This is a genomic window from Pseudomonas sp. ok266, from assembly GCF_900110195.1.
GTDB classification, from domain to species: domain Bacteria; phylum Pseudomonadota; class Gammaproteobacteria; order Pseudomonadales; family Pseudomonadaceae; genus Aquipseudomonas; species Aquipseudomonas neuropathica.
On sequence record NZ_FOCU01000002.1, the window covers coordinates 33,815 to 60,631 of the forward strand.

Annotated in this window: 27 protein-coding genes, 1 tRNA gene and 1 pseudogene; 12 read left to right on the top strand and 17 right to left on the bottom strand. The window is 57.4% G+C overall.

From position 1 onward, the window contains the following. Positions 1–117: 117 nt before the first annotated feature. Positions 118–2,211, bottom strand: coding sequence for a TonB-dependent receptor (locus tag BMY54_RS03730; RefSeq protein WP_093430005.1), 2,094 nt, complete (start codon positions 2,209–2,211; stop codon positions 118–120). 256 nt (positions 2,212–2,467) lie between these two features. Here BMY54_RS03730 and BMY54_RS03735 point away from each other — a divergent pair, with 256 nt between their 5' ends. From BMY54_RS03735 to BMY54_RS03760, 6 genes are all read left to right on the top strand, one after another. Beyond that, positions 2,468–3,136 carry a DsbA family protein gene (locus BMY54_RS03735; protein WP_093430006.1) on the top strand — a complete coding sequence of 223 codons (669 nt, stop codon included), beginning with the start codon at positions 2,468–2,470 and terminating at the stop codon, positions 3,134–3,136. Between the two features lie 297 nt (positions 3,137–3,433). Then, complete coding sequence (locus tag BMY54_RS03740; protein ID WP_093430007.1) at positions 3,434–4,738, top strand: OprD family porin; 1,305 nt, start codon at positions 3,434–3,436, stop codon at positions 4,736–4,738. A gap of 232 nt (positions 4,739–4,970) precedes the next feature. Further along, on the top strand, positions 4,971–5,717 hold the full coding sequence (locus tag BMY54_RS03745) for a 2OG-Fe dioxygenase family protein (protein WP_034151909.1): 747 nt from the start codon (positions 4,971–4,973) through the stop codon (positions 5,715–5,717). 79 nt (positions 5,718–5,796) lie between these two features. Beyond that, on the top strand, positions 5,797–6,174 hold the full coding sequence (locus tag BMY54_RS03750; protein ID WP_008080517.1) for a GNAT family N-acetyltransferase: 378 nt from the start codon (positions 5,797–5,799) through the stop codon (positions 6,172–6,174). Then, positions 6,171–6,887 carry an AzlC family ABC transporter permease gene (locus BMY54_RS03755; RefSeq protein WP_093430008.1) on the top strand — a complete coding sequence of 239 codons (717 nt, stop codon included), beginning with the start codon at positions 6,171–6,173 and terminating at the stop codon, positions 6,885–6,887. Before BMY54_RS03750 ends, BMY54_RS03755 begins: the two co-directional genes overlap by 4 nt. Beyond that, complete coding sequence (locus BMY54_RS03760; protein ID WP_007909127.1) at positions 6,866–7,183, top strand: AzlD domain-containing protein; 318 nt, start codon at positions 6,866–6,868, stop codon at positions 7,181–7,183. Before BMY54_RS03755 ends, BMY54_RS03760 begins: the two co-directional genes overlap by 22 nt. On the opposite strand, the gene BMY54_RS03765 is transcribed toward BMY54_RS03760, so the two are convergent. Beyond that, positions 7,100–8,026 (bottom strand): LysR family transcriptional regulator, encoded by a 927-nt coding sequence (locus tag BMY54_RS03765; protein ID WP_093430009.1) that lies wholly within the window; start codon positions 8,024–8,026, stop codon positions 7,100–7,102. The genes BMY54_RS03760 and BMY54_RS03765 overlap by 84 nt on opposite strands. Before the next feature lie 697 nt (positions 8,027–8,723). Between BMY54_RS03765 and BMY54_RS03780 the strand changes: the two genes are divergently transcribed. Together BMY54_RS03780 and BMY54_RS03785 are read left to right on the top strand one after the other, a co-directional pair. Further along, the gene (locus BMY54_RS03780; protein WP_093430011.1) at positions 8,724–9,131 is read left to right on the top strand and encodes an MbcA/ParS/Xre antitoxin family protein; all 408 of its coding nucleotides are present in this window, start codon (positions 8,724–8,726) and stop codon (positions 9,129–9,131) included. Positions 9,132–9,142: 11 nt separating this feature from the next. Beyond that, entirely contained in the window at positions 9,143–9,808 is a 666-nt protein-coding gene (locus BMY54_RS03785; protein ID WP_093430339.1) for an RES family NAD+ phosphorylase, read from the top strand. A 42-nt stretch (positions 9,809–9,850) separates the two neighbouring features. Here the strand turns inward: BMY54_RS03785 and BMY54_RS03790 are convergent, their stop codons facing one another. Continuing rightward, on the bottom strand, positions 9,851–10,132 hold the full coding sequence (locus tag BMY54_RS03790; RefSeq protein WP_093430012.1) for a DUF3077 domain-containing protein: 282 nt from the start codon (positions 10,130–10,132) through the stop codon (positions 9,851–9,853). A 474-nt stretch (positions 10,133–10,606) separates the two neighbouring features. Here BMY54_RS03790 and BMY54_RS03795 point away from each other — a divergent pair. Then, a pseudogene (locus BMY54_RS03795) lies at positions 10,607–10,750 on the top strand (transcriptional regulator); the annotation flags it as partial. A 423-nt stretch (positions 10,751–11,173) separates the two neighbouring features. Here the strand turns inward: BMY54_RS03795 and BMY54_RS03800 are convergent. The 7 genes from BMY54_RS03800 to BMY54_RS03830 form a co-directional block, all read right to left on the bottom strand. Beyond that, on the bottom strand, positions 11,174–12,163 hold the full coding sequence (locus tag BMY54_RS03800) for an Abi family protein (RefSeq protein ID WP_093430013.1): 990 nt from the start codon (positions 12,161–12,163) through the stop codon (positions 11,174–11,176). Positions 12,164–12,440: 277 nt separating this feature from the next. Then, positions 12,441–12,516, bottom strand: a tRNA-Thr gene (locus BMY54_RS03805). A gap of 429 nt (positions 12,517–12,945) precedes the next feature. Then, positions 12,946–14,181, bottom strand: coding sequence for a methyltransferase (locus tag BMY54_RS03810; protein ID WP_093430014.1), 1,236 nt, complete (start codon positions 14,179–14,181; stop codon positions 12,946–12,948). Beyond that, entirely contained in the window at positions 14,162–14,851 is a 690-nt protein-coding gene (locus BMY54_RS03815) for an ABC transporter permease (RefSeq protein WP_007909164.1), read from the bottom strand. Before BMY54_RS03815 ends, BMY54_RS03810 begins: the two co-directional genes overlap by 20 nt. Beyond that, positions 14,851–15,543 carry an ABC transporter permease gene (locus tag BMY54_RS03820; RefSeq protein WP_007909165.1) on the bottom strand — a complete coding sequence of 231 codons (693 nt, stop codon included), beginning with the start codon at positions 15,541–15,543 and terminating at the stop codon, positions 14,851–14,853. The genes BMY54_RS03815 and BMY54_RS03820 overlap by 1 nt, the downstream gene beginning before the upstream one ends. Before the next feature lie 78 nt (positions 15,544–15,621). After that, positions 15,622–16,371: an ABC transporter substrate-binding protein gene (locus tag BMY54_RS03825; RefSeq protein ID WP_093430015.1), complete on the bottom strand. Its 750-nt coding sequence runs from the start codon at positions 16,369–16,371 to the stop codon at positions 15,622–15,624. Positions 16,372–16,384: 13 nt separating this feature from the next. Further along, positions 16,385–17,158: an ABC transporter ATP-binding protein gene (locus BMY54_RS03830; RefSeq protein ID WP_093430016.1), complete on the bottom strand. Its 774-nt coding sequence runs from the start codon at positions 17,156–17,158 to the stop codon at positions 16,385–16,387. 554 nt (positions 17,159–17,712) lie between these two features. Here BMY54_RS03830 and gabP point away from each other — a divergent pair. After that, positions 17,713–19,104, top strand: coding sequence for a GABA permease (gene gabP, locus BMY54_RS03835; RefSeq protein WP_093430017.1), 1,392 nt, complete (start codon positions 17,713–17,715; stop codon positions 19,102–19,104). Between the two features lie 312 nt (positions 19,105–19,416). Here the strand turns inward: gabP and BMY54_RS03840 are convergent, their stop codons facing one another. The 4 genes from BMY54_RS03840 to BMY54_RS03855 form a co-directional block, all read right to left on the bottom strand. Further along, positions 19,417–19,869: a hypothetical protein gene (locus BMY54_RS03840; protein ID WP_093430018.1), complete on the bottom strand. Its 453-nt coding sequence runs from the start codon at positions 19,867–19,869 to the stop codon at positions 19,417–19,419. A 6-nt stretch (positions 19,870–19,875) separates the two neighbouring features. Then, entirely contained in the window at positions 19,876–20,289 is a 414-nt protein-coding gene (locus BMY54_RS03845) for a hypothetical protein (RefSeq protein ID WP_008080543.1), read from the bottom strand. A gap of 29 nt (positions 20,290–20,318) precedes the next feature. Beyond that, the gene (locus BMY54_RS03850; RefSeq protein WP_093430019.1) at positions 20,319–21,293 is read right to left on the bottom strand and encodes an alpha/beta hydrolase family protein; all 975 of its coding nucleotides are present in this window, start codon (positions 21,291–21,293) and stop codon (positions 20,319–20,321) included. 67 nt (positions 21,294–21,360) lie between these two features. Continuing rightward, positions 21,361–22,419 carry a PDDEXK nuclease domain-containing protein gene (locus BMY54_RS03855; RefSeq protein ID WP_093430020.1) on the bottom strand — a complete coding sequence of 353 codons (1,059 nt, stop codon included), beginning with the start codon at positions 22,417–22,419 and terminating at the stop codon, positions 21,361–21,363. Positions 22,420–22,680: 261 nt separating this feature from the next. On the opposite strand from BMY54_RS03855, the gene BMY54_RS03860 reads away from it, so the two are divergent. Next, on the top strand, positions 22,681–23,130 hold the full coding sequence (locus BMY54_RS03860) for a hypothetical protein (RefSeq protein ID WP_093430021.1): 450 nt from the start codon (positions 22,681–22,683) through the stop codon (positions 23,128–23,130). A gap of 74 nt (positions 23,131–23,204) precedes the next feature. Next, positions 23,205–23,495, top strand: a complete 291-nt coding sequence (locus BMY54_RS03865; RefSeq protein WP_175559548.1) for a YceK/YidQ family lipoprotein — start codon at positions 23,205–23,207, stop codon at positions 23,493–23,495. A 14-nt stretch (positions 23,496–23,509) separates the two neighbouring features. On the opposite strand, the gene BMY54_RS03870 is transcribed toward BMY54_RS03865, so the two are convergent. The 3 genes from BMY54_RS03870 to BMY54_RS03880 are packed head-to-tail and all read right to left on the bottom strand — an operon-like array spanning position 23,510 to position 26,817. Continuing rightward, positions 23,510–23,857 carry a hypothetical protein gene (locus BMY54_RS03870; protein WP_093430023.1) on the bottom strand — a complete coding sequence of 116 codons (348 nt, stop codon included), beginning with the start codon at positions 23,855–23,857 and terminating at the stop codon, positions 23,510–23,512. A 29-nt stretch (positions 23,858–23,886) separates the two neighbouring features. After that, complete coding sequence (locus tag BMY54_RS03875) at positions 23,887–25,365, bottom strand: aminotransferase-like domain-containing protein (protein ID WP_093430024.1); 1,479 nt, start codon at positions 25,363–25,365, stop codon at positions 23,887–23,889. 27 nt (positions 25,366–25,392) lie between these two features. Beyond that, positions 25,393–26,817: an L-lactate permease gene (locus tag BMY54_RS03880; RefSeq protein ID WP_093430025.1), complete on the bottom strand. Its 1,425-nt coding sequence runs from the start codon at positions 26,815–26,817 to the stop codon at positions 25,393–25,395.

The window sequence follows — 26,817 nt, forward strand, 5'->3', positions numbered from 1 at the left end:
CACACCCAATCAATGTGGGAGCGAGCCTGCTCGCGAAAGCGGTGGATCAGTTAACGAAGATGCCGACTGATCCGACGCTTTCGCGAGCAGGCTCGCTCCCACAGGATTGGTGTGAAATCAGAAACCGTAGGTGCCGGTCATCACAACGCTACGTGGTGCACCCGGTTGGATTTGATACTGGCTGGTCGCGGACGCGTAGTACTCACGATCGGTGATGTTGTTCAGCGCCGCGCGTAAATCCCAATCCTTGAAGCGGTAACCGACTAGGGCATCCCAGCGGCCGTAACCCGGCAACACGGTGGTGTTGGCGTTATCGGCATAGCGTTGGCCAACCAGGGTCAGGCCGGTTTCGCCGTACCAGCCCATCTCCGGTTTCCAGGTCAGGAACAGGCTGCCGTTATGCTTGGCAACGTTGTTGATGCGTTTGCCTTCCAGGCCGTTGTTGTCCTTCTCGATCTTCGCGTCTTGCATACCGACGCCACCGCGCATGTACCAGTTGCCGACGAGATTGCCGGTGGCCGTCAATTCGATCCCGCGCGAGCGTTGCAAACCTGACATCACCGTCAGGGTCGGATCGTTTGGATCAGTTGTGCGGCGGTTGTAGAGTTCCAGATCGTAGATCGCCAGCGTGGTGCTCAAGCGGTCATCGAGCCAGTCGCTTTTCACGCCGATTTCTTTCTGCTTGGTCAGCTCGGGACTGAGGTCGTTGGTGTTGCCGGCCGCACCCGGAGTGATGCCGATCAAGCCACCGCCCACCGGCGAAAACGTCTTCGACCACGAGGCGTAGAACGAATGATTTTGTAGCGGCGTCCAGACCAGGCCGACGCGCGGGCTGGTGCTATGGCTGTCGCGATCTTCGGAGATGTTGCGCAGCTTGTTGGTCGACTCGATATCGAAAGTGTCGTAACGCAGACCGGCGAGCACTTGCCATTGGTCGTTCAGGCGCAGTTGATCTTGCACATATACCGCACGGCTTTCGACTTCGGTGTGGCTGCTGCTGGAGACCTGCATGCTGCCGGTGTGGCGCAGATCACGGTTCGGGTTGTACAGGTCGAGCGACGGTACGGGCTGCGCTCCCGGGGTTCTGCCAGTGGCCGCGTTGTACAGCGTCGGGTCGCGGCGCTGGCTGCCGATCTCGATGCCAGTGAGCAGGCGATGCTCAAGGCCCAAGGTATCGAATCCGCCCTCAAGTTCAACGTTGTTATAGACGTTGCGAGTGGTCAGATCCTGCTGCCAATGCTGGCGCGTGACCTTGTTGGTCGCCGGCGTGTAACCGGTGAGGTAGGTGTTGTCGAAATCACTGTCGAGCTTGAACACGCCGAGGGTCTGGCGCAGTTGCCAGTTGTCATTGATTTCATAAGTGAGTTTCGAGCGCAGCGATTGCGACTTGTCGTCGATGAAATCGTGATCGTTGCCGTAGGTCGTATCGCGCCCGACATCGGCCGGGCGCCCGTTGATGCCGGGGATGCCGCGATCCGGGGTGCGGTTGTAGCGGCTGTATTCGTACTGCACCAGCCAGTTCAGGTCCGGCGTCAGTTGCCAGCTCATCGACGGCGCGAACAATTGGCGATTGCCACTGACACCGTCGCGGAAGCTGTTTTCATCCATGTTGCCCATGTTCAGGCGCAGGCTGATGTTTTCGCTCGGGTCGCTGCTGAGGTCGGCGTAAAGACTGCGCAAATCTTCGCTGCCAGCCTGGGCTTCGATAGTCGAGCGCCGGCCGAACTCGGGTATTTTGCTCACGCGGTTGACGATCCCGCCCTGACTGCCACGCCCGTACAGCACGGCGGCCGGGCCTTTGAGCACTTCGACGCGTTCAATATTGTGCAAGTCGCGCTTGTATTGGCTGTCGTCGCGGATGCCATCCAGATAGAAATCGTTGCTCGCGTCGAAGCCGCGGATGCGCAGGCTGTCGAAACGGGTGTCGGCGCTGCTGCTGACGTTAGGCATACCGCTCAACGCGTCGCCGATGTCATTGGTGCCGTAGCTGGCGACGTTCGAGGTCTTGACCGAATCGATCGCCTGCGGCACATAACGTACGGGCGTCGAGGTCCGAGTCGCGGTGCTGCTGAGCTTCACGCGTGGGTCATCGGCTTGCGCTTCGGCGCTGATTGCGGTGGCGGGTAACTCGGTCGCGGAGTAGGCAAAACCGCTGGACAGAAAAACAGAAAGCCCAAGGGTGACGGGCGTAAGACGGAACGGGGCAGGCATTGAACAGCGCATCCGAAAGGGTGGAAGAATTCGATCGCTCGAATGGTAATGCTTTGCATTTACTTCCGTTAATTATTCCTTATAAGTTCCCTTGGCTGATTGTTTCAATTTGTGTCCTAACCGACACAATCTGACTGGACGAATCATTCGACCGATTCATGAAACAGACTGAAAGCCATTCCGGCGTTTTTCCGCAAGAGTGCGAGGACTAATCTGCCGCCATCGATTTTCCTGACTTTCTGCCGGAGTTTTTCCCATGATTCTTCACTACATCTACGATCCGCTGTGTGGCTGGTGTTACGGCACCAAGCCGCTGGTGGAAGCGGCACAGTCAGTGTTGCCGGTGAATGCCCATGCCGGCGGAATGATGAGTGGCGCCAATCGCCAGCGTGTTTCCCCGCAACTGCGCAATTACGTCATACCCCACGACCGACGCATTGCCGAGTACACCGGCCAGCCGTTTGGCGAGGCCTATTTCGAAGGTTTGCTGCGTGATCACTCAGCGGTGTTCGATTCGACGCCAGCGATTGCTGCGGTCATGGCGGCTGAAGCCATCGACGGCGGCGGTTTGCGCCTGCTGGGGCGGTTGCAGACGGCGCACTATGTGGAAGGGCGACGCATTGCCGATTCAGCCGTGCTGTTGGAATTGGCGATGCAGATGGGCTATGCGCAGGAAGATTTCCACCTTGCGTTTGAGTCCGTTGATAGCGAGGGGCATATAAAAGCCAGTCGCCAGTTTTTGGCTCAATTGGGGGGTCAGGGTTTTCCAACGATTGCTCTGGAGCAGAACGGCACGTTCCAGTTGATCGACATCAGCCCCTGGCTGGGCAAGCCGCAGGCATTTGCCGATTGGTTGCAACAGGCAATCGTCGTCGATGAAACCGGTAAAACTTCTGCATTTTGTTCTATCGATGGTTGCGCCTGATACGCGCTGGATTCACTGGCTGTTTGCATTTCCCAGCAAGGAGTCAGCGCAAAATTTACGTTTCTTAGACGATTTTTACCTATTTAAAGACGATTCTTGAAATTGACACATTGTTCAGGGCGCGGCTACGATTCGGCCCAACGCCTGTGGCCAACCGCCATGACTCAAAATAAGGAGCAGGCCCGCCATGACATCGTCGTGGGCGGGTCTTTTTGTTTCGGGGTGAATAAAAGAGTGCAAAAGCGCCGTTTCCGCCGTTCGACACAGCGCGTTTCAACCCGTAATAAGGAAAACAAAATGTTGAACAAGCGAATCAGTCTGATCGCACTGGGGATGTTGAGCGCCACTCAGGCCATGGCTAACGACCAGGCCGAGTCCAAGGGTTTTGTTGAAGACAGTAGCCTCAAAGTGCTGCTGCGCAATGCCTACATCAATCGTGATTACAAAGACGGCAACAAAGACAAAGCCGAGTGGGGCCAAGCGGCCATCGGTACGTTCTCGTCCGGCTTCACCCAAGGCACCGTGGGTGTCGGTGTCGACGCTTTCGGTCTGTACGCACTGCGTCTGGACGGCGGCAAGGGCCGTAGCGGCGCCGGTGGTATCGATTTCTTCAAGCAGGAAAATGACGGTCGCGCGAACCATGACATAGCGAAGGGCGGTGCAGCGGTGAAGTTCCGCTTCTCCAACACCGTGTTGACCTACGGCGACCAGATGCCGGCCCTGCCGGTGCTGAGCTACGACAATGTGCGTCTGCTGCCGGAAAGCTACACCGGTACCCTGATCACTTCCAAAGAGATCAAAGGCCTGGAACTGAACGCCGGTCGTTTCACCGCCGAATCGCGCAAGAGCGATGAAGGCCGTGACAGCGGTGGACTGAAGTCGATCAACGTATTGGGCGGTAGCTACCAGTTCACTGAGAACTTCAAAGGTGCGTTGTACGCTTCCGACGTCGAAGACGTATTGAAGAAACAATACGTGAACGCCAACTACGTGTTGCCGTTCAACAAGGATCAGTCGCTGACCCTGGACTTCAACGGCTATCGCACCAAGCTCGACAGCTCGTACGTTCGCGAAAACACCGTTCCGGGCGAAAGCATCGTGACCGGTCGCGACAACAAGATCTGGAGCCTGGCCGCGACATTCGCCACTGGCCCGCACTCGTTCACCGTGGCGCACCAGCGCTCCACCGGCGACAGCAACCTGGGCTACGCCTATGGCGGTTACCAGAAAGATCAACACCGCGTCGGTGACGGTGGTAACTCCATCTACCTGGCCAACTCCTACTGGTCCGACTTCAACGCTGAAGACGAGCGCAGCTGGCAGTTGGGCTACGGCCTCGACTTCGGCGCATTCGGCGTACCGGGTCTGAGCTACAACTTCGCTTATGTGCGTGGCGACAACATCACCACGTCCACCAGCGAAGGCGGTACCGAGCGTGAGATCTTCAACCAGTTCAAATACGTCGTGCAGTCTGGCCCGGCCAAAGACCTGAGCGTGAAACTGCGCAGCTCGATCCTGCGTGTTTCGCAGAAATCCAGCGAGTACAACGTCAGCGGTAACGAACTGCGCGTTTTCGTGGATTACCCGATCAACATCTTCTGATGCCTGATCCAGTGTAAGAAACATGAGAAAAACCCCGACTGGTTCGGGGTTTTTTTTCGACGGTTATTCGATGAAAACCGGAAAAAACCCGTGTTTTTGTCATGTAAAAGTTGTTTTTAAGCGCCTGCAAACGCCGTTTCAAACAGTGCTTTAAATGCCTGAAATTCTTTCTCATGGACGCAAATTCTCCACCTAATAGATTAGGCCGCTCAACGCAGCGGAGAATTTGGTAATGATCGTTTTGAACAGAGAAGTGGGCGAATCGCTACGGCGCGACAAATATGTCAACGTCCAGGGTGGTGACTTCAATCTCTACGGTCATTTTGCCGACTTCGTCAGACTGACCAAAAGTTGGGAAAACATGGAGCCTGACAGCTACTACGGTCAGGCCGAAGCCGGCATGCGTTACCGTCGTTACAGCGACTTTGAGTACAACCCGAAAACCCGCGAGCTCAAGCAACTCGAGCATCGCGCCTACGTGCAGTCGAAAGAGAACAACGCCTATGTTGGCGGCCTGGTACGACACTTTCAGGACTTCTCCGATGAAGTAATTACTTCACCGGTGATGCGCAGCCTTATCGACACCGATTTCGAAGTGTACAAAAGCGTACTGCCGGAAGAGCTGCACGATGAAATCTGGCAGTGCCAGATCCATCAGATCCGCATCGAAATCAAACCCGGCAAGCAACTGGAAATCACCCCCGAAGGCATTCACTGCGACGGCTATCCGTTCAGCGGTGTGCACTTCTGGGGTCGCAATAATGTCGAGGGCGCGGAGAGTCGTCTGTACGACATCCACGAGCATCAACTGGCGTCGACCACTTACCAGGAAATTCTCGACACCACCTACTTCCTCGATCGTGACATGCGCCACTACGTGACTCCGGCGCGCAACACGCACACCCATGCAATGGCATACCGGCAGATTCTGGCGATCTCCTTCTCGCGGCCCGGGACCGCTTTCGACATTGTTCGCTAATCAGATCACCCCAATCGACGGCGTCGAGTGCTCGACGCCGGTGGTGCTGCGACGCGCCACGGCCAAGGATGCGCAGCGCATGGAGCGCTTCTTCCGCCAGTTCGACGAAGTGTCCTTCTGCGAGTGGCAGGACGCCAAGTGCCTGCGCGGCGTGCTGATCCAGAAAACCACCACGGCCTATCTCGCCTTTGACGTGGCGGGCGAGATCGTCGGCGCGGTACTCGGTGGCATGCTCGGCAGTCGCGGCACGATTAATCATCTGGCGGTCAGCCCGCGCTATCGCAGCCAGGGCGTCGGTCAACGACTGGTTGAAGCGGCGTCGTCCGATATGAAACGGGTCGGCGTGTTACGGATGTTTCTGTTCGTCGACGATGCTAACCTCGCGGGCAAGCGATTCTGGACTGCCCAGGGTTTTTGCGAACCCCACGGCGAGCGGACATTTGAGAGGGATCTATGAATGAAACGTCCGGCAGTGCGCCGCTGATGGCTACCCATCAGCCGTCGCGCACGTTTGCCGAAGCCAGCCCGGTAGTCGCTGGCTACTTCACGGTGTCATTCGTGTTCGGGTTGATGGCCGTCAACGCCGGGTTGCCGATGTGGCTGCCAGTGGCGATGTGTTTGTTCGTATATGCCGGCGCTTCGCAATTCGCCGCACTGGCGCTGATCTCCAGCGGCGCCTCGCTGACGACTATCGTACTGACCACTTTCCTGATCAACGCGCGGCACATGTTGATGTCGGTTTACATGGCCAAGGCTCTGCGCGCACTCGGCTTGAGCCGCATGGAGCGCTGGGCTTATGCCGGTGGCCTGACGGACGAATCCTTCGCTTTCCACAGCGTTAAACTCGGCACCGGTGCGCCGGTCAATGTGCGTTATCTGATTGGCTTCAACCTGTTCTGCCACACCTCGTGGGTGCTCGGCGGTTTGCTTGGCGCCGTTTGTGCGCAGTACGCGGCGCACCTGATCAAATATCAGCTCGACTACGCCCTGACCGCGATGATGCTCTACGTGCTGGTGTCGCTGTGCAACACGCGCAACAAACTCATCGCTGCTTCGGCTGCCGTGGCCTGCATGGGCGCGCTGAGCCTGGTCGGCAGTTCGCCGTTCAATGTGTTTATCGCCACGTTTGTGGGCTGCGGAGTGGGTGTATGCCTGACCAAACGTTCCTGATTCTGGTGGTCGCGCTGATGATGGCCGTGACTTTCCTGCCACGCGCGCTGCCACTGCAAGTCAACACCGAGCACTGGCCGCCGTTTATTGCGCGGGCGCTGGAATACTTGCCGGTGGCGATCGTCGCTGCGATCAGCCTGACACCCTTGTTGATCAAGGATCAGCACATACAGCTCGATCGCCCGGAATTCTATGCCGCAATTCCGACGTTGTTATGTGCGTATTTCAGCAAAAACCTCTTTCTCAGTGTGGCGGTTGGGACGGCTGCGTACATTGCGCTCGGCTCGTTCATGTAGCGGCAAGTCGACGACATCGTTGAGTGCCTGGTTCGACAACTCCGGATTGTTCACCGCCAGACGCACTTCGAGAAAATCCTCGAACCCGGGGAAAATCGTCAGGCCGTTCTTCTGCGCAGCTTCACGCGAGACCATGCCCACCGCGTCCATCTGCGTGATCAACGACAGCGTTAACGTTTCACTGCATGAATAGACCATGCGCTGGCCGTTCTCGTGATTGCCCAGCCCCGCGTCGAGAAAACGCAAAAAGCTGTGGGAATACGGACAATCTTCCGCAGGACGTACCTGAAACTTGTTGCCCAGCAAGGTCAGGGGATCATTCTCCTGACCACAATGGGCGCCAACGACCTGCACCTGTACATCCGGCAGGACGATACTCGGCAAGCCCGGCCGCTGCGGGCCGATCAGTACCGCAAGGTCGAAGTCTTCGTTCTTCAGCTTGCTGAGATTTTCCATCGACTCGGCGTAGCTGAATTCCATCTGATAATCGGGAAACACCTCGATCAGGCGTCCGATCATTCGGCGGTTGAAGTCAGCCGCCAAAGTGTTGTTCAACGCCACCTTCAACGTGCGCTGGCCGGGCACCTTCAGCGCCTCGACCTTCTCTTCCATCTGTCGCGTGGCAATCAGCACTTTGTCCATATAAGGCGTCAGCTCAGTGCCTTGCGGCGTCAGCGTCAGGCCTTTGTTGGAACGTCGAAACAAGCGGAAACCGAACTGCTCTTCGACCTTGTTCAACTGCGCGGCCAAGGCCTGCACAGTCAGGCACGAATGCTCGGCTGCGGCCGACAACGAGCCGGTCTGCACGATGCGCATGAGGTTGCGTAAGGTTCTGCTATCCATGGGTAATGCCCTCTAAAGTGGGCTGGGTATTGTTGTTTACGAGACTGCCGGTCAGGCGCCATATGCTGGCTATATTCCTGTACCTGAGCATAGTTGTCGCGGGTTTAGTAGCGAATTGATGTCCTCGCCGATGGCTGGAGGCTGACACAGGATCGGGGTTTTTGGTGACGTGCGGGTGATGGGGGTCAAAAAAAGTGCGTGGTTTTGGTGCGTGGGGGTGATTTTTCACGGGGAAATGGCTGACAACGTTAGTGGTTTTGGCCTGCGAAATACGTGGATGCATCCTAGGCGAACTTGCGACCGAGCTGATAGCGGCGACTTGTTAAAGCAGATGAAGTGGCAGCGTCGAGACATCGAGTCTCTGTGGCTACAGTTCTGAGTGAGGTAAGCGAAGTGATTGCATCACAAGAAGCGGCCGATATGGAGTGCCAAGTTGGCAACAGGCTTCACGACGTTATTGAAATCCAAGAGCAGCCGTCCATTGCACGAATTCCTACGGACAAGACTGCCCAAGCCATGTTGGAAGCACGAACTATTCGGCAGCGGTTCGATTCGGTCGACGAAATGCTCAAATCCGGTCATATCCGAATCCCAATCAATGGGGAATGTGGTAACCAGTAATACGCTTACGGAGCTTTTTTATCGATTTATTCGTATATGTACTAGTATCAAAGCAAGACAAATCTGGAGAGGCTCAATGACTACCTCATCCCCAGCCCTCACCCCACGCGAACAACTAGACGCCCCCGAAGCCGGCCGCGTCGCGCTGAAGTTCTTCTTCAACCTCATGGAGCGCTGGGGCTGCAGCGCCGAGCAGCAACGCACACTACTCGGCGGCGTTGGCAACACCACGTTCTATAAATACAAACACCTGCCGAACATACGTCTGCCTAACGACACCCTTGAGCGCATCTCCTACCTGATGGGCATTCACAAGGCGTTGAGCATCATCTTCAGCAACAGCCGTGAGCGCGCGTACACATGGGTCAGTAGTCCGAACACGGCGGCGCCGTTCAATGGGCTAACGGCGCTGGATTACATGCTCGCCGGACGCGTGGTCGACATCGCCGATGTTCGCCGCTACCTCGATGGGGTGCGCGGTTGAAGGCGCCCGATTTGGTTGATGTGGCGTGGACGCGAGCCTATCGGATCGTCAACAGCAGCTTCCCGCCGATTGCGTTGTTCGAAGACGTGCTCGATCCCGAAGACCTGGAAGTTGCCTACGCGATTGAAGCGCTAACCAACGATCGCCTGATCGAACAGGCCGGCGTACTCGCCCGCGTGCGACTCGAAGATCGACTCTCCGGCCCCGGCTCGACTCCGGTGATGGCTGCGTTTACCCACATCGGCAAACGCAGTCGTTTCTGCGACGGCACCTTCGGCGTTTACTACGCTGCGAGCAGTCAGGCTGCTGCCATCGCCGAGACCTGTTATCACCAGGAACGATTTCTTGCGGCGACCCAAGAAGCGGACCTTGAATTGACCATGCGGACTTACGTTAATCGGGTGGTTAAACCGCTGCACGATATCCGCCACAATCACCCCGAACTGCACAATCCGGATCCGGAGGCTTACGGGCCGTCTCAGCAATTCGCCCGGCAACTGCGCGAAACCGAGTCGTGGGGGCTGCTTTACAACAGCGTTCGCCTGCCGGGCCATGAATGCATCGCGGCGTTTCGACCACCGGCAGTGTCGATCCCGAAGCAGGGTAAGCATTTGCGCTATGTGTGGAGTGCGAGTCAGCAGAAGATTTCGTTTGTGTTTGAGATCAGTCAGGTCTGAAACGCAAAAGCCCTCGCATCAACGAGGGCCTTAAACCGGCGTTTACATCAACGGCTTGTCCGGCGGCGCATCCATCACTTTCACGACATCATCGATCAACGCCTTGCTTAACTCCTGCAGATACTGCGAGGCATAAGCGTGAAGGTCAGGGTCGCGAGAGACTGAGGTGTCCGCAGTGAGCAGTCGTGAAATGTGAAGCAAGTGCGAGGCGTGGGAAAGGGCGGCGATTACCGGTACACCACGGTTGTTGCGGAACATCGCTTGATTGGAGTGGAAGGAAAAGTGGGTGAGGCCGAGGGTTTTCAGATCTTGAGAGTTGGTCATTTCGCTTCACCTGCCGTTCGAGATGGACGGACTTGAAGTGACCGGTGTGCTGACGGATCAATGCCTTTCATTTGTTAACTCCCTGTATCAAATGAGAGCTGCCATTTCGTTCTCAGGCGAAAAGGTGGCAGCTATGCGCAGGCTGAGAAACCGGAGATACAGGAACCCGGCAGACCCGAAGGTCTCCCACGCACAGCCGCCATTGCACAGTAATGCTGACACAAAAAATGCGCCGGCAAACGTGAGTTGGGGCGCTGGTGCGCCTGCATCTTACCCGGGTTCTCAGGCCCGGTCGCTGAATTGGCAGCGACGGGTTTGACGGTAGCTTGGGAGGTAGCAGGCGCGCAATTGTGGCCAGTAGTGGCTTTGCTTGGATTCTCGTTACTGCAGATTTCTCAGGATTTCGCGCCGTGCGTTTTGTCGGTCATGACTTGTCCTTAGCCTTTTCTAAGCAACAAAACGAGGAGATCAGAGATGGTCGATGAACTGGAGCAATTCCAGCAGGATTTACTGGAGTCTGTACGTCAGATGAAGGCCGGTGAAGCCGCGCGCGTAACGCCGATGCCGTTCTCTGCGGCGGAGAAACCAAGCGTCGAGGCATCAAGCACTCTTGGACTGGGAAACCGGGTTGCCATTGAGTCAGGCGGTTCAGGGCGCTGAGAAACGCTGCTCATGCAATTACACTTTTTTATGGGCTCGCCATAATTTTTGCCAGTTCATAATTTGGCATAAAAGCGGAAATTTGAGCGTTTTGGTCAGAAGCTGTGCTTTTTGGGAGAAGGGCGTCTGGCAATTAGATCGACGTGTGCGGAGGAGAGACTCTATTTCTACTGAAGGTGAAACGCGGTTAAAGATATAGACGCCCAGAAACAACAAAGCCCCTGCATTTCTGCAGGGACTTTGTTTTGTATGGTGCGGTACAGGACGAACGGATCCACGCTTGGCAATCTGTGGTTTAGGCACCACATTTTGCTTTAGGCCTGCGTTCGCTCCTGACATTTCTCCAGACGCAATGGCAAAAAAACAAGACGTATGTCTTCCCTACCCCAAACACCACTGCGGTTGCCGTTTCCAGTCATCTGGAAATCCCATAAGTCTCAAATAACGCGGCTCTCTTTCGTCCATCATTTCGGCCAAGTGAAATTTCCAATGGCTGTCTGGACTGATCAAATCGGTTAGATACGCTAGCATCGTTAGTACTATGAATAGCCGCTGCTTGGGCTGAGGCCGATCGCCAGGTGCATTTTGGATGACCCATTCTTTAGGTAAGGATGGTCGAATCGAGAGCTCTCTGTTCCATAGTCGTGCGTGGTGGGCGCAGCAGTTTCGAATGAAGGTCAAAGTGTGGAGCCAGGAGGCCAGTACTTCGAAGGGGAGATTGAATCTGCTCGCGATCGCTTTTTTGTCGACGCTTTTGCCTATGGCATTGAACAGGGTGGATACCGTCCCAAGGCTAAGCTCTTCCAGAACAGCCCAAGCGGGCGGCAACTCGGGATTGGAATATGTTGATCCGTAGAATCGAAAATAGTTATCGCGCGTGCGATTTTCAATTCGCTGCTGCTGGATCTGATCTGCTCGGCTGCTCTTTTTTATACGATCAATCTCACGTCCAAGTTTGTTGCGTTCCTTGCTCAGTTGATCTCGCAGGGGCCGCAATAAATCCGAATGTGAATATGACGAGGAGAAGATTGACGCATCAGCTATCCAATCAGGCCCGTACTTCGGGCACATGTGATTGCTGATAGTCGCTCGTATGGCGACTTCGACACGTTCGATAGCATCCATGGTAATGCGTCGCAACGAACCATCGAAACGGTAGATGTCGACGACTGCTTTCAGAGTGCTACCAGGTTTGAAGGTGTGTTCAGGGTTTGTTTCCTGAAAAGGGCGCATATAGGGGCTCAAGCGAAACAGCGTGACCACTTCCAGGAAACGCATGGCGCGCTCGTCGTTTGCGACTTGCAGGCCTCGTTGCTTTAGCAGTTCCAATTGCTGTTCTACGCTGAGGGCCGGCTTGTCGAAGGGCCTCATGTAGTTTTCTCCAGGCAAAAAAAACCCGCACGATTTGAGCTTGCTGACAGGGTCAACCTAGGCTTGGCGGGTGTGTTGGGGTGCATTATAGGTAGGTGTAAGAGCCCGTCAATGTTGGGCTGATGTGAAATTGTAACGGGTCGAGGCGCGCGGGCTGAGTTGGTCTGTTGATTGAGTGGCGTCGCTGATCGCATCTCAGCGATGCGGAAGCTTCTACGGAGTTCTAAACGCCAGAAACAACAAAGCCCCTGCATTTCTGCAGGGGCTTCGTTTTGTATGGTGCCGGCACCAGGAGTCGAACCCGGGACCTACTGATTACAAGTCAGTTGCTCTACCAACTGAGCTATACCGGCGTTGTGGGCGACGATTATAGCGATTGGGAAGATCCTGTAAACCCCTGAATTCAGACTATTTTTGCATCGCAGCAAATTAAGCCCTGCGCAATGCGTAACACAGCATTCGCGCCTTACGCACGATAGGGCTGTTTTGCAGGGCAGGCAGTGGAGTTTCGGCTTTCGCGAGGCTGCAATTATTCACTCGGCGAGCCGATTATCCGGCGGTTATGTCGTTTTGATTGGCAGCTTATGCACAACTGAGAGGCGCGAGGACTGGCTTAGGCGAGGTTTTGTGAACCCATTCTCATTTTGTTCGCAAATCCCTGTTTTACAGGTTTTTTATTCATGTGAACAAAAAATGACCAGTGCTGTTAACGCAGCGAAACAGGCGCAGATATTGGATCCATGGGAAAACCATCAACAGAGTTATCCACAGGCTGTGATGTTTTAAACGCGTTCGGCCAGTAGCAGCAAATTACGCGGAGTCAGCGGGGTGTCGCAGAAGGCGCCTAGGCGGACGGTGTAGCCCTTTTCTTCAAGGAAAAGCGCCCGATCCAAATTCAGCCAAAGCTCCAATGGCCGTCGGAACAGCCCGCGAAGCAATTCGAGGTTGCGAACTTCGGTCAATCGCTGCCAACCGGCTGCTTCGAGTGCGGACCAATCTGGCGAACCGATTGTGGATAACTCTTTGAGCGCAGCCAGATCGCGACAGTAATCGGCGAACGGTTTTTCCAGCCAAGCGCTGGGCAGGGAGGGCGTTGGCAGGTATTCGTCAACACCGCGCACTTGTCGTTGCAACAGGTCGAAGGCGAGGCGGCGGGACATTGAGGTGTCGCGCTGACGTCGGATGCGTGCACCAGCGGTGACAGTTTCGCTCATCGGCAGCGCCAGATCTTCCAGCGAGAGCTGTAGGAGCGATGCCGATCCTGCGCAGGACAATGCCTGATATTCGCTACTTCTGATGCGGTTGTAGCAGCAGGGCGCGATCGCCATTCGTTGGCAACCGGCTGCACTGGCCAGTTGCATCAAGCACACATGCAGATCACCACACGCATGCAGGGCGACGGGCGTGTGAGCCGCGCTCAATACAGCAGAGGCATCAGTCGCCAGTACGTCTTGCTCCATATGCAAAGCGTGCAAGTGATGACGCTGACTTAACGCCTGACCGCTCGCGACCAATAAAGGATCGTATTCAACGCAAGTCAGTTGCTGCCCCGCGCGCAACAAGCGTCGCCCCAAATGCCCCTTGCCCGAACACCAGTCCAGCCAGTGCGTCGGTTGTGAGGCAAAAGCCAAACGGCTGGCAAATGCCTCGATCTGCTGCCACTTGCGTCCCGGCACATCGACATTCAGTCGATGCCCCGCAGCTTCCAGTGCATGCCCCGGCAACTCACCAACAGCACTCAGCTCGGCCGACAACGCCGCCAATGAAGCGAACGGTTCCGGCGCATCGACAAGATCAGCGGGTTGGTTGTGAGCACTTTCCGCGTCTTCCAGCGAGCGCCCGCGTAGCCACAAGGCCAACTCCGGGTAGGACGCTTCCCAGGCAAGCGAAAGATGAGTGAACGGTCGAGGTTTCCACAGCGCCTGATGCTCAATCAAAAAAGCATCCAGCGCCGTGAAGCGGGCGAGTAAGTCCTCGCCCGTCAGCACGAGGGAAGTATCAGCGCCCTTGGCAGGCATCGACGCGCAGCCAGCGCTCCAGCAGCTTGAAGCCGCGTACGAGAACGTAAGCCATCAGCAGATAGAACACGCCTGCCGCGAAGAAGATCTCCACCGGCAAGTAGGTGCGGGCAATAATCGTGCGCGCCATGCCGGTCAGTTCCAGCAGAGTCACGGTACTGGCCAGCGCACTGGCCTTGAGCATCAGGATCACTTCGTTGCTGTAGGCCGGCAGGCCGATGCGCGCGGCACGCGGCAGGATGATGTAGAACATCGCCTTGGGCTTGGACATGCCCAACGCTCGCGCCGCTTCGATCTCACCCGGCGGAATCGCCTGAATCGCCCCGCGCAGGATCTCGGCGATGTACGCCGCCGTGTGCAGGGTCATGGTCACCGTGGCGCACCAGAACGGATCGCGCAGGTACGGCCACAACGCGCTTTCACGCACCGCATCGAACTGCGCCAAGCCGTAATAAACCAGGAACAGCTGGACCAGCAACGGCGTGCCACGGAAAAAGAAGATGTAAGCGTAAGGCAGCGAGCGCACGTACCACAGCTTCGAAGAGCGGGCGATGCCCAGCGGAATCGCCAGCAGCAGACCGGCAATCACGGCGATGGCTACCAGTTCCAGGGTCAGGGTCGCGCCCTGCGCCAGTTTCGGCAGCCACTTGATGATGACTTCCCAGTTCATTAAGCGCTCCTCGCAAAGCCGCGAGCGGCGCGTTTTTCCAGGAAGTGCATGCCGGTCATCGCCAGCACGGTCAGGCCCAGGTACATGATCGCGGCGACCATATAGAAGGTGAACGGTTGTTTCGACACGGTCACGCCGATTTGCGCGTGACGCATGATTTCTTCCAGGCCGATCACCGAGACCAGTGCGGTGTCTTTCATCAGTATCATGAACAGATTGCCCAGGCCGGGCAGGGCGATGCGCCACATCTGCGGCATGATCAACCGGGTGAAGATCCGCCATTTCGATAGACCCAGGGCCTGGCCGGCCTCACGGTGGCCTTTGGGAATGGCGAGGATCGCACCACGGAACACTTCCGTGGCGTAGGCGCCGAAGCACAGTCCGAGTGCGATCACACCGGCGGCGAAGGCGTTGAGTTGCAGGTCGGGGTTGCCGAAGAACTCACCGAGGGCGCGCATCAGGTTGACCGTACCGAAGTAGATCAACAGCACCCAGAGCAATTCCGGGACGCCACGCACCAACGTGGAATAAGTGCCGCCAAGCCATTGCAGCGGCTTGTACGGGGAAGTCTTGGCCAAGGCGCCGAGCAGACCGAGCACCAGCCCCAGGCACAGGGCGGTGAGAGCCAGTTGGACGGTCATCAGCGCGCCGGCAGCGAGGGCCGGGCCGAATCCGTAGAGGTCGATAATCATGGGTTTCTGTTCAAATTGCGGCAGGCAAAGTCGGGAGCCGGCGCCGTCGAATCACGGCGCCAGTCCCACAGGTCAGGATCAATAGATGCTGAACGGGAAGTACTTGTCGTTGATCTTCTTGTAGGTACCGTCGGCGACGATTTCCTTCAGGGCAGCGTTCAACTTCTCACGCAGGGGATCGCCTTTACGCACGGCGATGCCGATCTTGTCGCTTTCTAGAACCGGGTCGCCCTTGAACTCGTAGTTCTTGCCCGCGTCGCTTTTCAGCCAGTCGTAGTTGGCGTACTTGTCGGCGAGGATCGCGTCGACACGACCGGACGTCAGGTCGAGGTAGGCGTTTTCCTGGGTGTCATAGAGTTTGACGTTGAGATCGCTGCCGTAGTTGTCTTCCAGCCAGGTGCCGGCCAGCGTGGCACGCTGGGTACCGATGGACTTGCCCTTCAGCGAGTCCTTGTCGGTTTTGAAGTCGACGTTTTTCGGTGCAATGAACTGCAGTTTGTTCGAGTAGTACGGGTCGGTGAAGTCGACCGCGCCCTTGCGCTCGTCGGTGATCGACAGCGAGGAGATCAGGAAGTCGAACTTCTTCGCGTTCAGGGCCGGGATGATGCCGTCCCAGTCGGAAGTGACCACGGTGCACTCGACTTTCATCTTCGCGCACAGGGCGTCGCCGATGTCTTTGTCGAAGCCGACCACGTTGCCGCTGGCGTCTTTGTTGTTGAACGGCGGGTAAGCCGCTTCGATGCCCATCTTCAGTGTTTCGGCCATGGCACCGGCGCTGAACGCGAGGGTGACGGCGGCGGCCAGGAAGACCTTTTTAAAATTCTGCATGCATGTTGCTCCGTTAGCGGTTGCTGGACATGAATTGTTTGCAGCGCGCCGAAAGCGGGTTTTCGAACACCTGCTGAGGCGATCCTTGCTCTTCTATAAGGCCCTGATGAAGGAACACCACTTCGCTGGAGACCTGACGGGCGAAACCCATTTCGTGGGTCACGAGCAGCATGGTACGGCCTTCTTCGGCCAATGCGCGGATGACACTAAGTACTTCCTGAACCATTTCCGGGTCAAGCGCCGAGGTGGGTTCATCGAACAGGATCACCTTCGGTTGCATCGCCAGCGTGCGGGCAATCGCCGCGCGTTGTTGCTGGCCACCGGACAGTTGCGCCGGGTAGGCATGGCGCTTGTCGGCGATGCCGACCTTGGCCAGCAGCGCTTCGGCGACTTCGATGGCTTCGGCCTTGCTCTGGCCGAGCACGCGACGCGGTGCCTCGATGATGTTGTCGAGGATGCTCATGTGCGGCCACAGATTAAAGTTTTGAAACACAAAACCAATCTCGGAACGCAGGCGGTTGATCTGTTTGCCGTCGGCGGCAATCAGTTCGCCATTTTTGGCGGATTTGAGCTTGAGTTCTTCGCCGGCCACCAGAATCTGGCCCTGATGTGGATTTTCCAGCAGGTTGATGCAACGGAGGAACGTGGACTTGCCGGAACCGGAGGAACCGAGGATCGAGATCACATCGCCGTCGCGGGCGGTCAGCGAGATACCTTTGAGTACCTCAAGCTGTCCGTAGCGTTTGTGCAAGTTGCGGATTTCAAGCGCGGGCGTGGCCTCAGCCATGTGCGTTCCTCATATATGTTGCGCTCCAGCTGTTGGATGGCCTTCCTGGCGAGGCGGCCAAGCTAGCATAGCGTTTCAATGGCAGCCAACAGCGCTACGAGCGGTTAACGGGTGGCATGTGGCAGGTTGTCGCATCGGCACAGCAGACTGTCGCCCCATCAACAACCGAACGGGTGTTTGATCGTGCAAACCCGTGGGTGTCGCGTAAAAAAAGGCGCGATGTTGCCAGCTTTGTCGGGGTGTTGGAAGCGCTATCCGGCCGAACGTTCCTGAATCGCCCTTTTATTGTGCATCCCACACTTTTTCGGTGTGTTTCTGGTGCGCTGTTTCGTTTGAAAAGTGAGTCGCAGGGTAACGCTCTGGCGGATTGCCATTAAATCCAAGGACTTGCGATGACTGTCCGGTCTCGCGCAAAACCGCAGCCCTGAAGAGTTTGAAACATTTTGGCGCATTTATTGCGTGCAGAATACGGAACGCCCCGTTGGTTTCTTTTTACGAGAAAGAAAATGCCAGACGGGCCGGACGCAATCGCTTTCCTCGCAAAGGTAGTTTCGATGAGCAGTACCCCAAGCTCCAATGGCCTCGAACAGGGGCTCAAACCGCGTCATGTGACCATGTTGTCGATCGCCGGTGTAATCGGCGCCGGTCTGTTCGTTGGCTCCGGCCACGCCATCGCAGCCGCCGGCCCTGCCGTGCTGCTGGCCTACGCCGCCGCCGGTACCCTGGTGGTTTTAGTGATGCGCATGCTCGGCGAAATGGCCGTTGCCTCGCCGGACACGGGCTCCTTCTCGACGTACGCCGACCGTGCCATCGGGCACTGGGCCGGTTTCACCATCGGCTGGCTGTACTGGTGGTTCTGGGTCTTGGTGATTCCACTGGAAGCCAACGCCGCCGCAACCATTCTCCATGCGTGGTTCCCTGATGTCGGCATCTGGGCATTCGCGCTGGTCATCACCTTGTTGTTGACCGTCACCAACCTGTTCAGCGTAAAGAATTACGGCGAGTTCGAATTCTGGTTCGCGCTGATCAAAGTGCTGGCAATCATCGGCTTCATCATCCTCGGCCTTGCGGCGATCTTCGGCTTTCTGCCGAACAGCCAGGTCAGCGGCGTTTCGCACCTGTTCGACAGCGGCGGCTTCCTGCCCAACGGCATGGGCGCGGTACTGGGTGCGATCCTGACCACCATGTTCTCCTTCATGGGTACCGAGATCGTCACCATCGCGGCCGCGGAATCGAAGAACCCGGGCAAGCAAATCTCCAAGGCCACCAACTCGGTGATCTGGCGGATCGGCCTGTTCTATCTCGTGTCGATCTTCATCGTTGTGGCCTTGGTGCCGTGGAACGATCCTACGCTGGCCAATCTCGGTTCCTACCAGACTGTGCTTGAGCGCATGGGCATCCCGAACGCCAAGATGATCGTCGACATCGTGGTACTGGTCGCGGTGACCAGCTGCCTGAACTCGGCGCTGTACACCTCGTCGCGCATGCTCTTCTCCCTCGGCAAGCGTGGCGATGCGCCGGCCATGGCGACACGCACCAACAAAAGCGGCACACCTTACTGGGCGGTCATGCTGTCCACCGGCGCTGCGTTCCTGTGCACCTTCGCCAACTACGTGGCCCCGGCGGCGGTGTTCGAATTCCTGCTGGCCAGCTCCGGTGCGATCGCACTGCTGGTGTACCTGGTGATCGCTTTCTCGCAACTGCGTATGCGTAAACAACGCATGGCGCGCGGCGAGAAAATCGTCTTCAGCATGTGGCTGTTCCCGGGCCTGACCTACGCGGTGATCATCTTCATCGTCGCAGCCCTGACCATCATGCTGTTCCAGGAAGCGCATCGCGTGGAGATCCTCGCGACTGGCTTGCTGAGTCTGATGGTGGTGGCTGCCGGTCTGTTGGTGGCACGCCGTCGCAAGCTGGAAAAACGTGGCGCGGTGGTGTTGAACTGATCCGTTACGCGTAACGCAAAACGGCCGCTGTCAGTGATGACTAGCGGCCGTTTTTGTTTCTGCTAACGGTTTCGAAATATTCTGCGCTTCAGATCCGGATCAGCTTTGTTCTCGCGAGAGCATGAAGTCTGAGCTGCATTTCTCTCCGTCGAACCATTCATCCCAAGTTGGTTGTTTGAGAGATTTAACAGGGTCGCTCTCGAGGTTCGCTGCTGAGTCTTCTGCTTTCGGGATTTGCCCGTCCTCGCGTGAGTCTGCTGTCTTCATCTGACTTCCTTTTCCTGATCGTGCGTGGACGTGAAGCGGAAAAAATTACTCGGCCTTGGGTTCGGTGTCTTCAACCGACTTGCCATAAGCATCCAGCGCAACCCCGAAATCGGTGATGAACTGCGGTTCGCTCAGCCAGGCCTGGGCTTCTTCGATCGTTACGCCTTCGGACCACATGCGGTAGTCGATCAGCATGTCGGCGGCCAGGTGGGTGGCGGCCATGCCTTCGTTGTCGGCGTTTTCCATGTCCAGCAGCTCTGGATGGTCAACGATGACGAACGCCAGTTCGCGCAGCAGGGTCAGCAGCATTTCGTTGCGGCTGACGGCTTCGGCGTCGCGCATTTTGCTGAACATCGCCAGGGTGTATTCCGGGATCGGCTCGGCGAGGTGGTCGAGGTCTTCGTCCTGTTCCAGCGGCTTGCGGCCGACCATACGGATTTGCTTGGCTTTGGCCTTGGCGCGTTTGGCGCGTTTCTGTTGCTTGTTCAGGGATGCCATGGGAACTCAGTTCTTCTGTTGGGTTTGCGCGGCGATCGCGTCGGACGCCGCCACATAGTCGGCCTGGAAGGCCGGGGATTCGATCCACGCCAGCGCGCCGGCCTCGTCGGTTTCCTGCGACCACTGGCGATACTCGATCAGCGCGGCGAGGATGAAATCCATCGCGCCTTCTTCGCCTTCCTGCTCGTAGACCAATTCCAGCAGCGGGTCTTCGAGGAACGCGGTGCACAGCGCTTGCTGGCTGATCTTCTCGGCGTCGATCATTTTCTTGAACAGCTCGGTCAGGTCCACCGATTCGAAGTCGATGCGATCATCGTTCGGGTCCAGCTCGACCGGCGCTTCGGCGCGTTTGGTACGGTTCTGTTTGGCCTTGGCTTTGGCCCGGGTGGCGCGTTTTTGCTGCTTGTTGGCGGAGGCCATGATGTGTTCCGTCGTGCGTTGAGAGGGGCTCAGCTGCGTGGCACTTGCCGCCCGGGAGTATCGGGGGCCAGTTCTCCGGTTTGCAGCCAGGTCAGAGCGATGGGCCATAGTGTGGCTTGGTATGCGCTGCGAAAAAAGGCGAAATGTCCGACTTGTTGTTCGTTGATGTCCTGCGGTTCGATGCGCAAGTGGGTTTTCGTAGCGTTACTGAGGTAGTCGAGCAGGCGTTCGATGGCAGGAAGGGTGCCGTAGGGATCGTCGTTGATGCTGATCGCCAGTGTCTGTGCGCGGACGTTGGCGAAGGGCAGGGCGCCGCTCTTTTTCATCAACGCGCGACCACTGGGGCGCTGTTCGTAACGCGCTGCAGGCGTGCTCCAGTCGCGCACTACACCGGCCGGCGTATCTTCCAGCCAGCCAAGACGTTTGCCCGGGAAGTAACCGCAGACCAGCGTCAGCAGTGGCATCAACACATGCCATTTGCCGAACATTCGCCAGCGCTGTTCGGGGGCGTAATCGCGCCAGTAGGCGAACTGGGCACCGACGGTGACCAGCCGTCGGATAACCTTTCCCGACTCACCGAGGCCAGCGGCGCAGCCACCAAAACTGTGGCCGACCACATCGATCGGCTGACCGGGAAATTGCCGTTGTGCGCGTTTGAGCATCGCCTCGAAATCCAGCGCGCCCCAGTCTGTCCACGAGGCCTCAAGGCCTTTCATTGAGTCGGGTCGAGATTCGCCGATGCCACGGTAGTCGAAGATGATCACGTCGAAACCATTGGCGAACAGATAGGCCGCGAAACGCGAGTAATGGCGACAGCGCACGGACGTGGCGGCGTTGATGATCACCACCGGGCGCTGAAGGTCGGGCAGGGCATGGCGCCAGGTGAAACCGCCAAGGACAAAACCGTCGGCGGCTGTTTCCTTGAAGGCTTCATTTTGCAGCTCGGCGGCCAATAGCGGCTTGCGCTGCACAGCTGGCAATGGAGGCGTGTCCTGAAAACTCATGGCGCTCGACCTTCGCGGGTAGCTGGCAACAATAGTCTCAGTGCATCCAGCGGACAATCCGCAGCGCTTATTCAGTGGACTCGGTGAGCAAGCGTTCCTCGATCAATACTTGCTCTCTTTGCAGCTCCGCTCGCAGCTCTTCCACACTTGGCAGCACCGTTTTATAGCTGCTGGCAAACAGTTGCTCACTGCCTTTAAGTATTGAGTAGCGCGCGACGGCCTCGTTGTCCTGTGAGCACAGAATGATCCCGACAGTGGGTTTGTCGCCTTCACTGCGCTTGAGTTCGTCGTACATGCGCACGTACATGTCCATCTGTCCGACATCACGCGCACTGAGCTGGCCGCGTTTGAGATCGATGATCACGAAGCATTTGAGCAAGTAGTTGTAAAACACCAGATCGATGTACAGATCCGAGCCACCGGCGCTGATGCGTTGTTGTCGAGCGACAAAGGAAAACCCTTTGCCCAGTTCAAGCAGAAAGCTCTGCAGGTGATCGATGAGTGCTTGTTCAAGTCCGGTTTCGTTGACCTTGCCCGGAGACGGCAAGCCTAGAAACTCGAGAATCACGGGGTCGCGGATGAACTCTCGGGGATTGCAGTTCATCGCTGCGATGTTGGTCGTGGCTTCCTCAGTTACACCCGCCTTGTCTCGACTCATCAGCAGGAGCTCGTAATACATCGTATTGATTTGTCGGTCCAAGGCACGGCTAGACCAGTTGAGGGTGGCGCACTCATCCATGTACCAATGGCGGGCCTTGTCACTTTCAACCCGCAGGAGCCTGCGATAGTGCGTCCAGCTCAATTCGGGACGCAGTGCGTCTCGAATTGGGAAGGTCTGATAGAAAAGGCGCATCTTGCGCAGGTTGGTCTCATCAAATCCCTTCCCGAATTGAACCGTCAGATCCTTCGCCAGTATGGCCAGCAACTGCTTGCCATACCCCGCTCGCCGGGCGCCTCCCTGTTCAAACTCAACAATATGCTGGCCAATCTGCCAACAGGTCTTAACCTGAATCGTATCGACCACACGCAGCACTTGTTGCCGTGCCTGACGGATCAGTTCGCCCAGATCACCCAGCAACGAATCGATTTTCGGGTCTTGCAGGTCAGCAGGTTTCAGCTGGCTCATCGAATTTTCCGCATCATTGAAAACAGAAGAGCCAGCATGCCGAGAACCGCTTGCGAAGGATGTCGGCCGAGCCTTGGAAGCCAGCAGGAAGACGGGATGGGTGTTGCAGGAAGTTGCTGGCCAGGGACGCTTTTGCGGGTTTTAGTCTGTAGTCCATTTCGTACACATCCCAAGTTCGAATCATTCTGAAACGTCACCCTCCTGCACTGAATCCAATACAGGGTAACGATTGGGTTCTGTCAGAGCCCGGGAGTCGCCATCATGAAAAGTGTCCTTTCCTGCCTGCTACCTGTCGTCGCGGTTGCTGCATTGTTATTTGCCGCGACGGCGCAAGCCGCCAGTCTTGAGCCTGTCGACAGCGCAGGCGTGCAAGTTCAACAGCAGCAACAAAACGGTATCAGCTATCTGGCCGGCGGGGTCGGCGAGGATGAAGCAAAAGCCATCCAGCAAACCGTTGGCTACAACCTGCACATGACCTTTTCGGTGGGCATGCAGAACGAGTACACCTCCGACGTCGATGTGACGATTGAAAATGCTGCAGGACAAAATCTGCTGGTTCTCAATCAGACCGGCCCGTTGCTGTACGCAAAATTGCCGACCGGCAAATACACCGTGGTTGCCACACGCAAGGGAGAGGTGCGGCGCGATGTGACCGATGTTGCAAACGGTACTGCGCGCAATCTGGTGTTTCACTGGAGCGACAACGATTAATCACCGGTGCCTGGCGCGGAGGGCGCGGTTGATTGTGCGTACAATCGCGGCCCTCACGCTTTACGGTCAGAAGGATGTTGGAATTGAAAGGGATTTTGCCTTTTGGCTCCGTGGCGAGCCTTGTTGCGCTGTTGGCCGGTTGTGGAACGATGACGGGGCGCTTGAGTGGCGCCTCGCCAGAGCCTTACTACAAGGGTGTCGACGGTAATTTACGCCTGCTCGGCGTGAGGGGTGACGACGGCAAGCCAACAGCGGTGATCTGTTATGTCACGATCGTTTGCCCTTTGATAACTGTCGTATCGCTACCGGTAGATGCCGCCGTGGATACCGTTCTGTTGCCCATCGACTACGTCAATACGCTCTGAAACCGCTCACCTGATTATCGTCGTATGCGCTTGCCTTTGGGCTTCTCCGCCGGCTCCTGCACTTTGCGATAAATCCATAGGCCGAACACCCCGGCAGCCAGCAGAAACACGGTTCCTAGGCTTTGCGAGACAAACTCGATCCAGAACCGTCGTGGTTGCACAGCCAGGTGATAAGTGTGCTTGGGGCCGCGGTTGGTGGTGGTGATGGCGCCGCTGATCCAGCTGTCGATCAATATGTAGATCGATGCACAGAGGGCGAAGGCAATCAGTACGCCGACGAGCACGGTCAGCCAGAAGCTTGTCCGGCTCTGGCGATACGGCGGCGGATGGGGCAGGGGAGTGCGGGTTCTTTTCTGATTCATGAAGTGTTACTGCAAACGTCCTTTTGCGCTCAGGAAACGGCTGGTTCTTGATGTTGCTCAGTCAGGTTTTGCCGTCCGTCAGAGGGTCGCCCGGCGAGGTGTGCGCTTTCGGCAATCACCTTGAGGATCTCGATCACTCCCGGAGTCAGCGCAGTGCCAAGGCAGATGCGCACACCCGTGGTTGCATGCCCGTCGGCGAAGAAGATGCCGTTGCCGGCCACGTGGCAGCCGCGTTCGCTGGCTAAATCCTGCAATGCCGACATGTCGGTGTGTAGCGGCAGTTCAATCCAGTGGATGAACCCTCCACGCGGCGGCACGTATACGGTGCCCGCAGGGAAATCCGTACGCACCAGCGCTTCGACAAAACTGGCCAGCGAAGACAGTTGCGAGCGGAGTCTGGCGCAGTGCTCTTCCATGTAGCCGCGCCCGATAAATTCGTTGAGGACATTTTGCGCAAGGCTGGAAACCGCCAGATTGCGCGAAAACATTTGCGCCAGGATGGCATTGCGGTACTTGCCAGCCAGACACCAGCCGACGCGATAACCCGGCGCGATGGTCTTGGAGAACGACGAGCAGTAAATCGTCTGCCCGCTGGTGTCGTAGCTCTTGATGGCGCGGGGGCGATCGCCTTCCGGCACCAGGTCGAAGAAGATGTCGTCCTCGATAATCGGCACGTCCGCTTCGCGCGCGATCTGTGACAGCCGTGCGCGAGTCTCGTCGGGCATGATGAAACCTCGCGGGTTCTGCAGGGTTGGGTTGAGAAAGATCACCGCGACCTTTTTCAGCTTCAACGCTTCTTCGAGGTGATCGACATCGAGACCGAGTTTACCGTGCGTGCGGATGGGCAAGGCACGCATGCCCAAGCGTTCGATGGTCTGCAGGATGCCGTAATAAGTCGGCGTTTCGATAGCGACCGTAGCGCCTTTCGAGGCGACGGCTTCGAGGGCCAGTTCCAAGGCAATGGTGTCGCCCGACGTCACCAGAATATCGTCCGGCCCGCAGACCACGCCACGGGTCAGCATCAGCCCGGCGATGCGTCGTCGCAGTGCCGGCAGACCGGGCGGTGCGACCAGTCCGGTGAGCGAGTTGTCAGCTTTGCCAGCCAATACCGACAGGCACTTGTTGAGCAGCACGTTGGGTGTGAGGTCGCTGTGCAACACCGCTGAATTCAACGACGCGGTGGTGCGCGAGGCCGCTTGGGAGAGCATCGCGACCACCGCATGATTGACGTTGACGGTGACACTGGAGAAGTCAAAGCCCCTGGCGGGTTTTGCTTGTCCGGAGGCTGAGACGAAGTAGCCGATGCGCGGTTTGGTCGAAACGTAAGCATCGGCTTCCAGATCCGCCAACGCGCGTTGAACGGTGGTGATGCTGGTTTCAAACATTCGCGCCAGCGTACGGATCGAGGGCAGTTTCGCTCCGGCTGCCCATTCACCGCTGTCGATCTGACGAATAATCCAGTCCTTGACTATCCGCCAGCGCTTGTCCGGTAGATCAAACCTGTCCATAAGTTCTCTGTGATGTTTCGAAACAATTCAGAGAAAGTAGAGCAAAACGATCCCCGTTGCAGCAACTATGACGATGTTGAGCGCAACCAGGCCGAAGGCGAATCGGATCAGGTTGTTTTCTTCATGCCGATTGGCGCCCGCCAGCCCGGTGATCAGCGACAGGATCGACAGCGACCCCAGCGCGCCATGCCCGGCGGCACTGTTGACCATCGCGGCCAGCCAGGCACCGTGTTCGCTGCTCAGCGCAGCAATGGACGGCATGACGAGAGTGTTGCCGCCGACGTTGGAACCGGTGACGTAACCGGCAAGCCCCGCCAGCACTGCGATGGTTGGCGCCAGGGAAATCCCCGACAACGATTGCAGTGTGCGCTGTGCTTCGACGAGGAAACCGGCGTTGACCATCACCTGCGATAGCAGCAGGAACAGGAAAATCGTCGTGACCGGAAATTTCGCCCGGTTGAACAGCGCTCGCCACGGGAAACCTGCGGCGGCGCTTTGCTTGATTGCCATCAACAGCGTAACGATCAATAGCGCGAGCCCCGGGGAGGCCAATGGCTTCCACGAAACATGCTCGCCTTTGATGATCCACAGCCCATCCCAGCCCGACAGGACGAACAGCCCGCGTGACGCAACGATTACCCCCAGCAAGGCCAGATAGGGCCAGGCTGCGTTCGGCCAGCGCACCAGTTTCTTCCGTTGTGCATAAGAGATCCCCAGGCCGACGCAAGCCACCGCCAGACCGGCCAGCACACCGGAGACTTCCGGGCCGATCCACAGGTTGATGGAAAACAGCACCGCGACGAACAGCGCCGTCACCACGATCAGTCCAAGCCACGGCGAAACCGTGCGGATGCCACCCTGCCACAGAGCAATCGCCGCCAGGCAGAGGAACACTGGCGCACTGATCAGCGCCGAATGACTGCCAAGGGTTTGTGCCGGCAAGTGCGCCAACAGCGCGCCGATCACGGTGGCCAGACCCAGTGTGCCCCAAGGCATGATGACCATCCCGGCGAGGGCGATTTTCATCCCCGACTGGCGGGTGAACAGCCCCATCAGCAATGGCACGGTTGCGATCAGCGAAACGCCGAAACCGGTCATCGCTTCAAGCAGCGGTGCGAGGCCGAGCACGATGAAGATGACCTGCGCCGGCGGTGTCCAGCCGAGTTCTTTGACCCAGGCGCCGATGGCCTGCGGCGCACCACCGCGCTCGACCAGGATGACGAAGGCCAGCCCCGGGATGATCACGCACGCCGTGCTGAGAAACAGGATGGTGGTGTCCTGAAAGATCGCCGTGCTGATTGCCGCCGACACCGGCCCGGCTGCGCCCAAGGCCCACAGCACGAGCACCAGCACTACGCCGGCCAGTGCCGCTTGCACTGGCGGTCGGCGGACGATCAGGATCAACGCGATCACCAGCGCGATCGGTGACATTTGCAACAAGAGAGAACTCAT

Coding starts and splice junctions, on each gene's coding strand:
- BMY54_RS03730 (WP_093430005.1), bottom strand. CDS start 2,211: ATGCCTGCCCCGTTCCGTCTTACGCCCGTCACCCTTGGGCTTTCTGTT.
- BMY54_RS03735 (WP_093430006.1), top strand. CDS start 2,468: ATGATTCTTCACTACATCTACGATCCGCTGTGTGGCTGGTGTTACGGC.
- BMY54_RS03740 (WP_093430007.1), top strand. CDS start 3,434: ATGTTGAACAAGCGAATCAGTCTGATCGCACTGGGGATGTTGAGCGCC.
- BMY54_RS03745 (WP_034151909.1), top strand. CDS start 4,971: ATGATCGTTTTGAACAGAGAAGTGGGCGAATCGCTACGGCGCGACAAA.
- BMY54_RS03750 (WP_008080517.1), top strand. CDS start 5,797: ATGGAGCGCTTCTTCCGCCAGTTCGACGAAGTGTCCTTCTGCGAGTGG.
- BMY54_RS03755 (WP_093430008.1), top strand. CDS start 6,171: ATGAATGAAACGTCCGGCAGTGCGCCGCTGATGGCTACCCATCAGCCG.
- BMY54_RS03760 (WP_007909127.1), top strand. CDS start 6,866: ATGCCTGACCAAACGTTCCTGATTCTGGTGGTCGCGCTGATGATGGCC.
- BMY54_RS03765 (WP_093430009.1), bottom strand. CDS start 8,026: ATGGATAGCAGAACCTTACGCAACCTCATGCGCATCGTGCAGACCGGC.
- BMY54_RS03780 (WP_093430011.1), top strand. CDS start 8,724: ATGACTACCTCATCCCCAGCCCTCACCCCACGCGAACAACTAGACGCC.
- BMY54_RS03790 (WP_093430012.1), bottom strand. CDS start 10,132: ATGACCAACTCTCAAGATCTGAAAACCCTCGGCCTCACCCACTTTTCC.
- BMY54_RS03800 (WP_093430013.1), bottom strand. CDS start 12,163: ATGAGGCCCTTCGACAAGCCGGCCCTCAGCGTAGAACAGCAATTGGAA.
- BMY54_RS03810 (WP_093430014.1), bottom strand. CDS start 14,181: ATGCCTGCCAAGGGCGCTGATACTTCCCTCGTGCTGACGGGCGAGGAC.
- BMY54_RS03815 (WP_007909164.1), bottom strand. CDS start 14,851: ATGAACTGGGAAGTCATCATCAAGTGGCTGCCGAAACTGGCGCAGGGC.
- BMY54_RS03820 (WP_007909165.1), bottom strand. CDS start 15,543: ATGATTATCGACCTCTACGGATTCGGCCCGGCCCTCGCTGCCGGCGCG.
- BMY54_RS03825 (WP_093430015.1), bottom strand. CDS start 16,371: ATGCAGAATTTTAAAAAGGTCTTCCTGGCCGCCGCCGTCACCCTCGCG.
- BMY54_RS03830 (WP_093430016.1), bottom strand. CDS start 17,158: ATGGCTGAGGCCACGCCCGCGCTTGAAATCCGCAACTTGCACAAACGC.
- gabP (WP_093430017.1), top strand. CDS start 17,713: ATGAGCAGTACCCCAAGCTCCAATGGCCTCGAACAGGGGCTCAAACCG.
- BMY54_RS03840 (WP_093430018.1), bottom strand. CDS start 19,869: ATGGCATCCCTGAACAAGCAACAGAAACGCGCCAAACGCGCCAAGGCC.
- BMY54_RS03845 (WP_008080543.1), bottom strand. CDS start 20,289: ATGGCCTCCGCCAACAAGCAGCAAAAACGCGCCACCCGGGCCAAAGCC.
- BMY54_RS03850 (WP_093430019.1), bottom strand. CDS start 21,293: ATGAGTTTTCAGGACACGCCTCCATTGCCAGCTGTGCAGCGCAAGCCG.
- BMY54_RS03855 (WP_093430020.1), bottom strand. CDS start 22,419: ATGAGCCAGCTGAAACCTGCTGACCTGCAAGACCCGAAAATCGATTCG.
- BMY54_RS03860 (WP_093430021.1), top strand. CDS start 22,681: ATGAAAAGTGTCCTTTCCTGCCTGCTACCTGTCGTCGCGGTTGCTGCA.
- BMY54_RS03865 (WP_175559548.1), top strand. CDS start 23,205: ATGTTGGAATTGAAAGGGATTTTGCCTTTTGGCTCCGTGGCGAGCCTT.
- BMY54_RS03870 (WP_093430023.1), bottom strand. CDS start 23,857: ATGAATCAGAAAAGAACCCGCACTCCCCTGCCCCATCCGCCGCCGTAT.
- BMY54_RS03875 (WP_093430024.1), bottom strand. CDS start 25,365: ATGGACAGGTTTGATCTACCGGACAAGCGCTGGCGGATAGTCAAGGAC.
- BMY54_RS03880 (WP_093430025.1), bottom strand. CDS start 26,817: ATGAGTTCTCTCTTGTTGCAAATGTCACCGATCGCGCTGGTGATCGCG.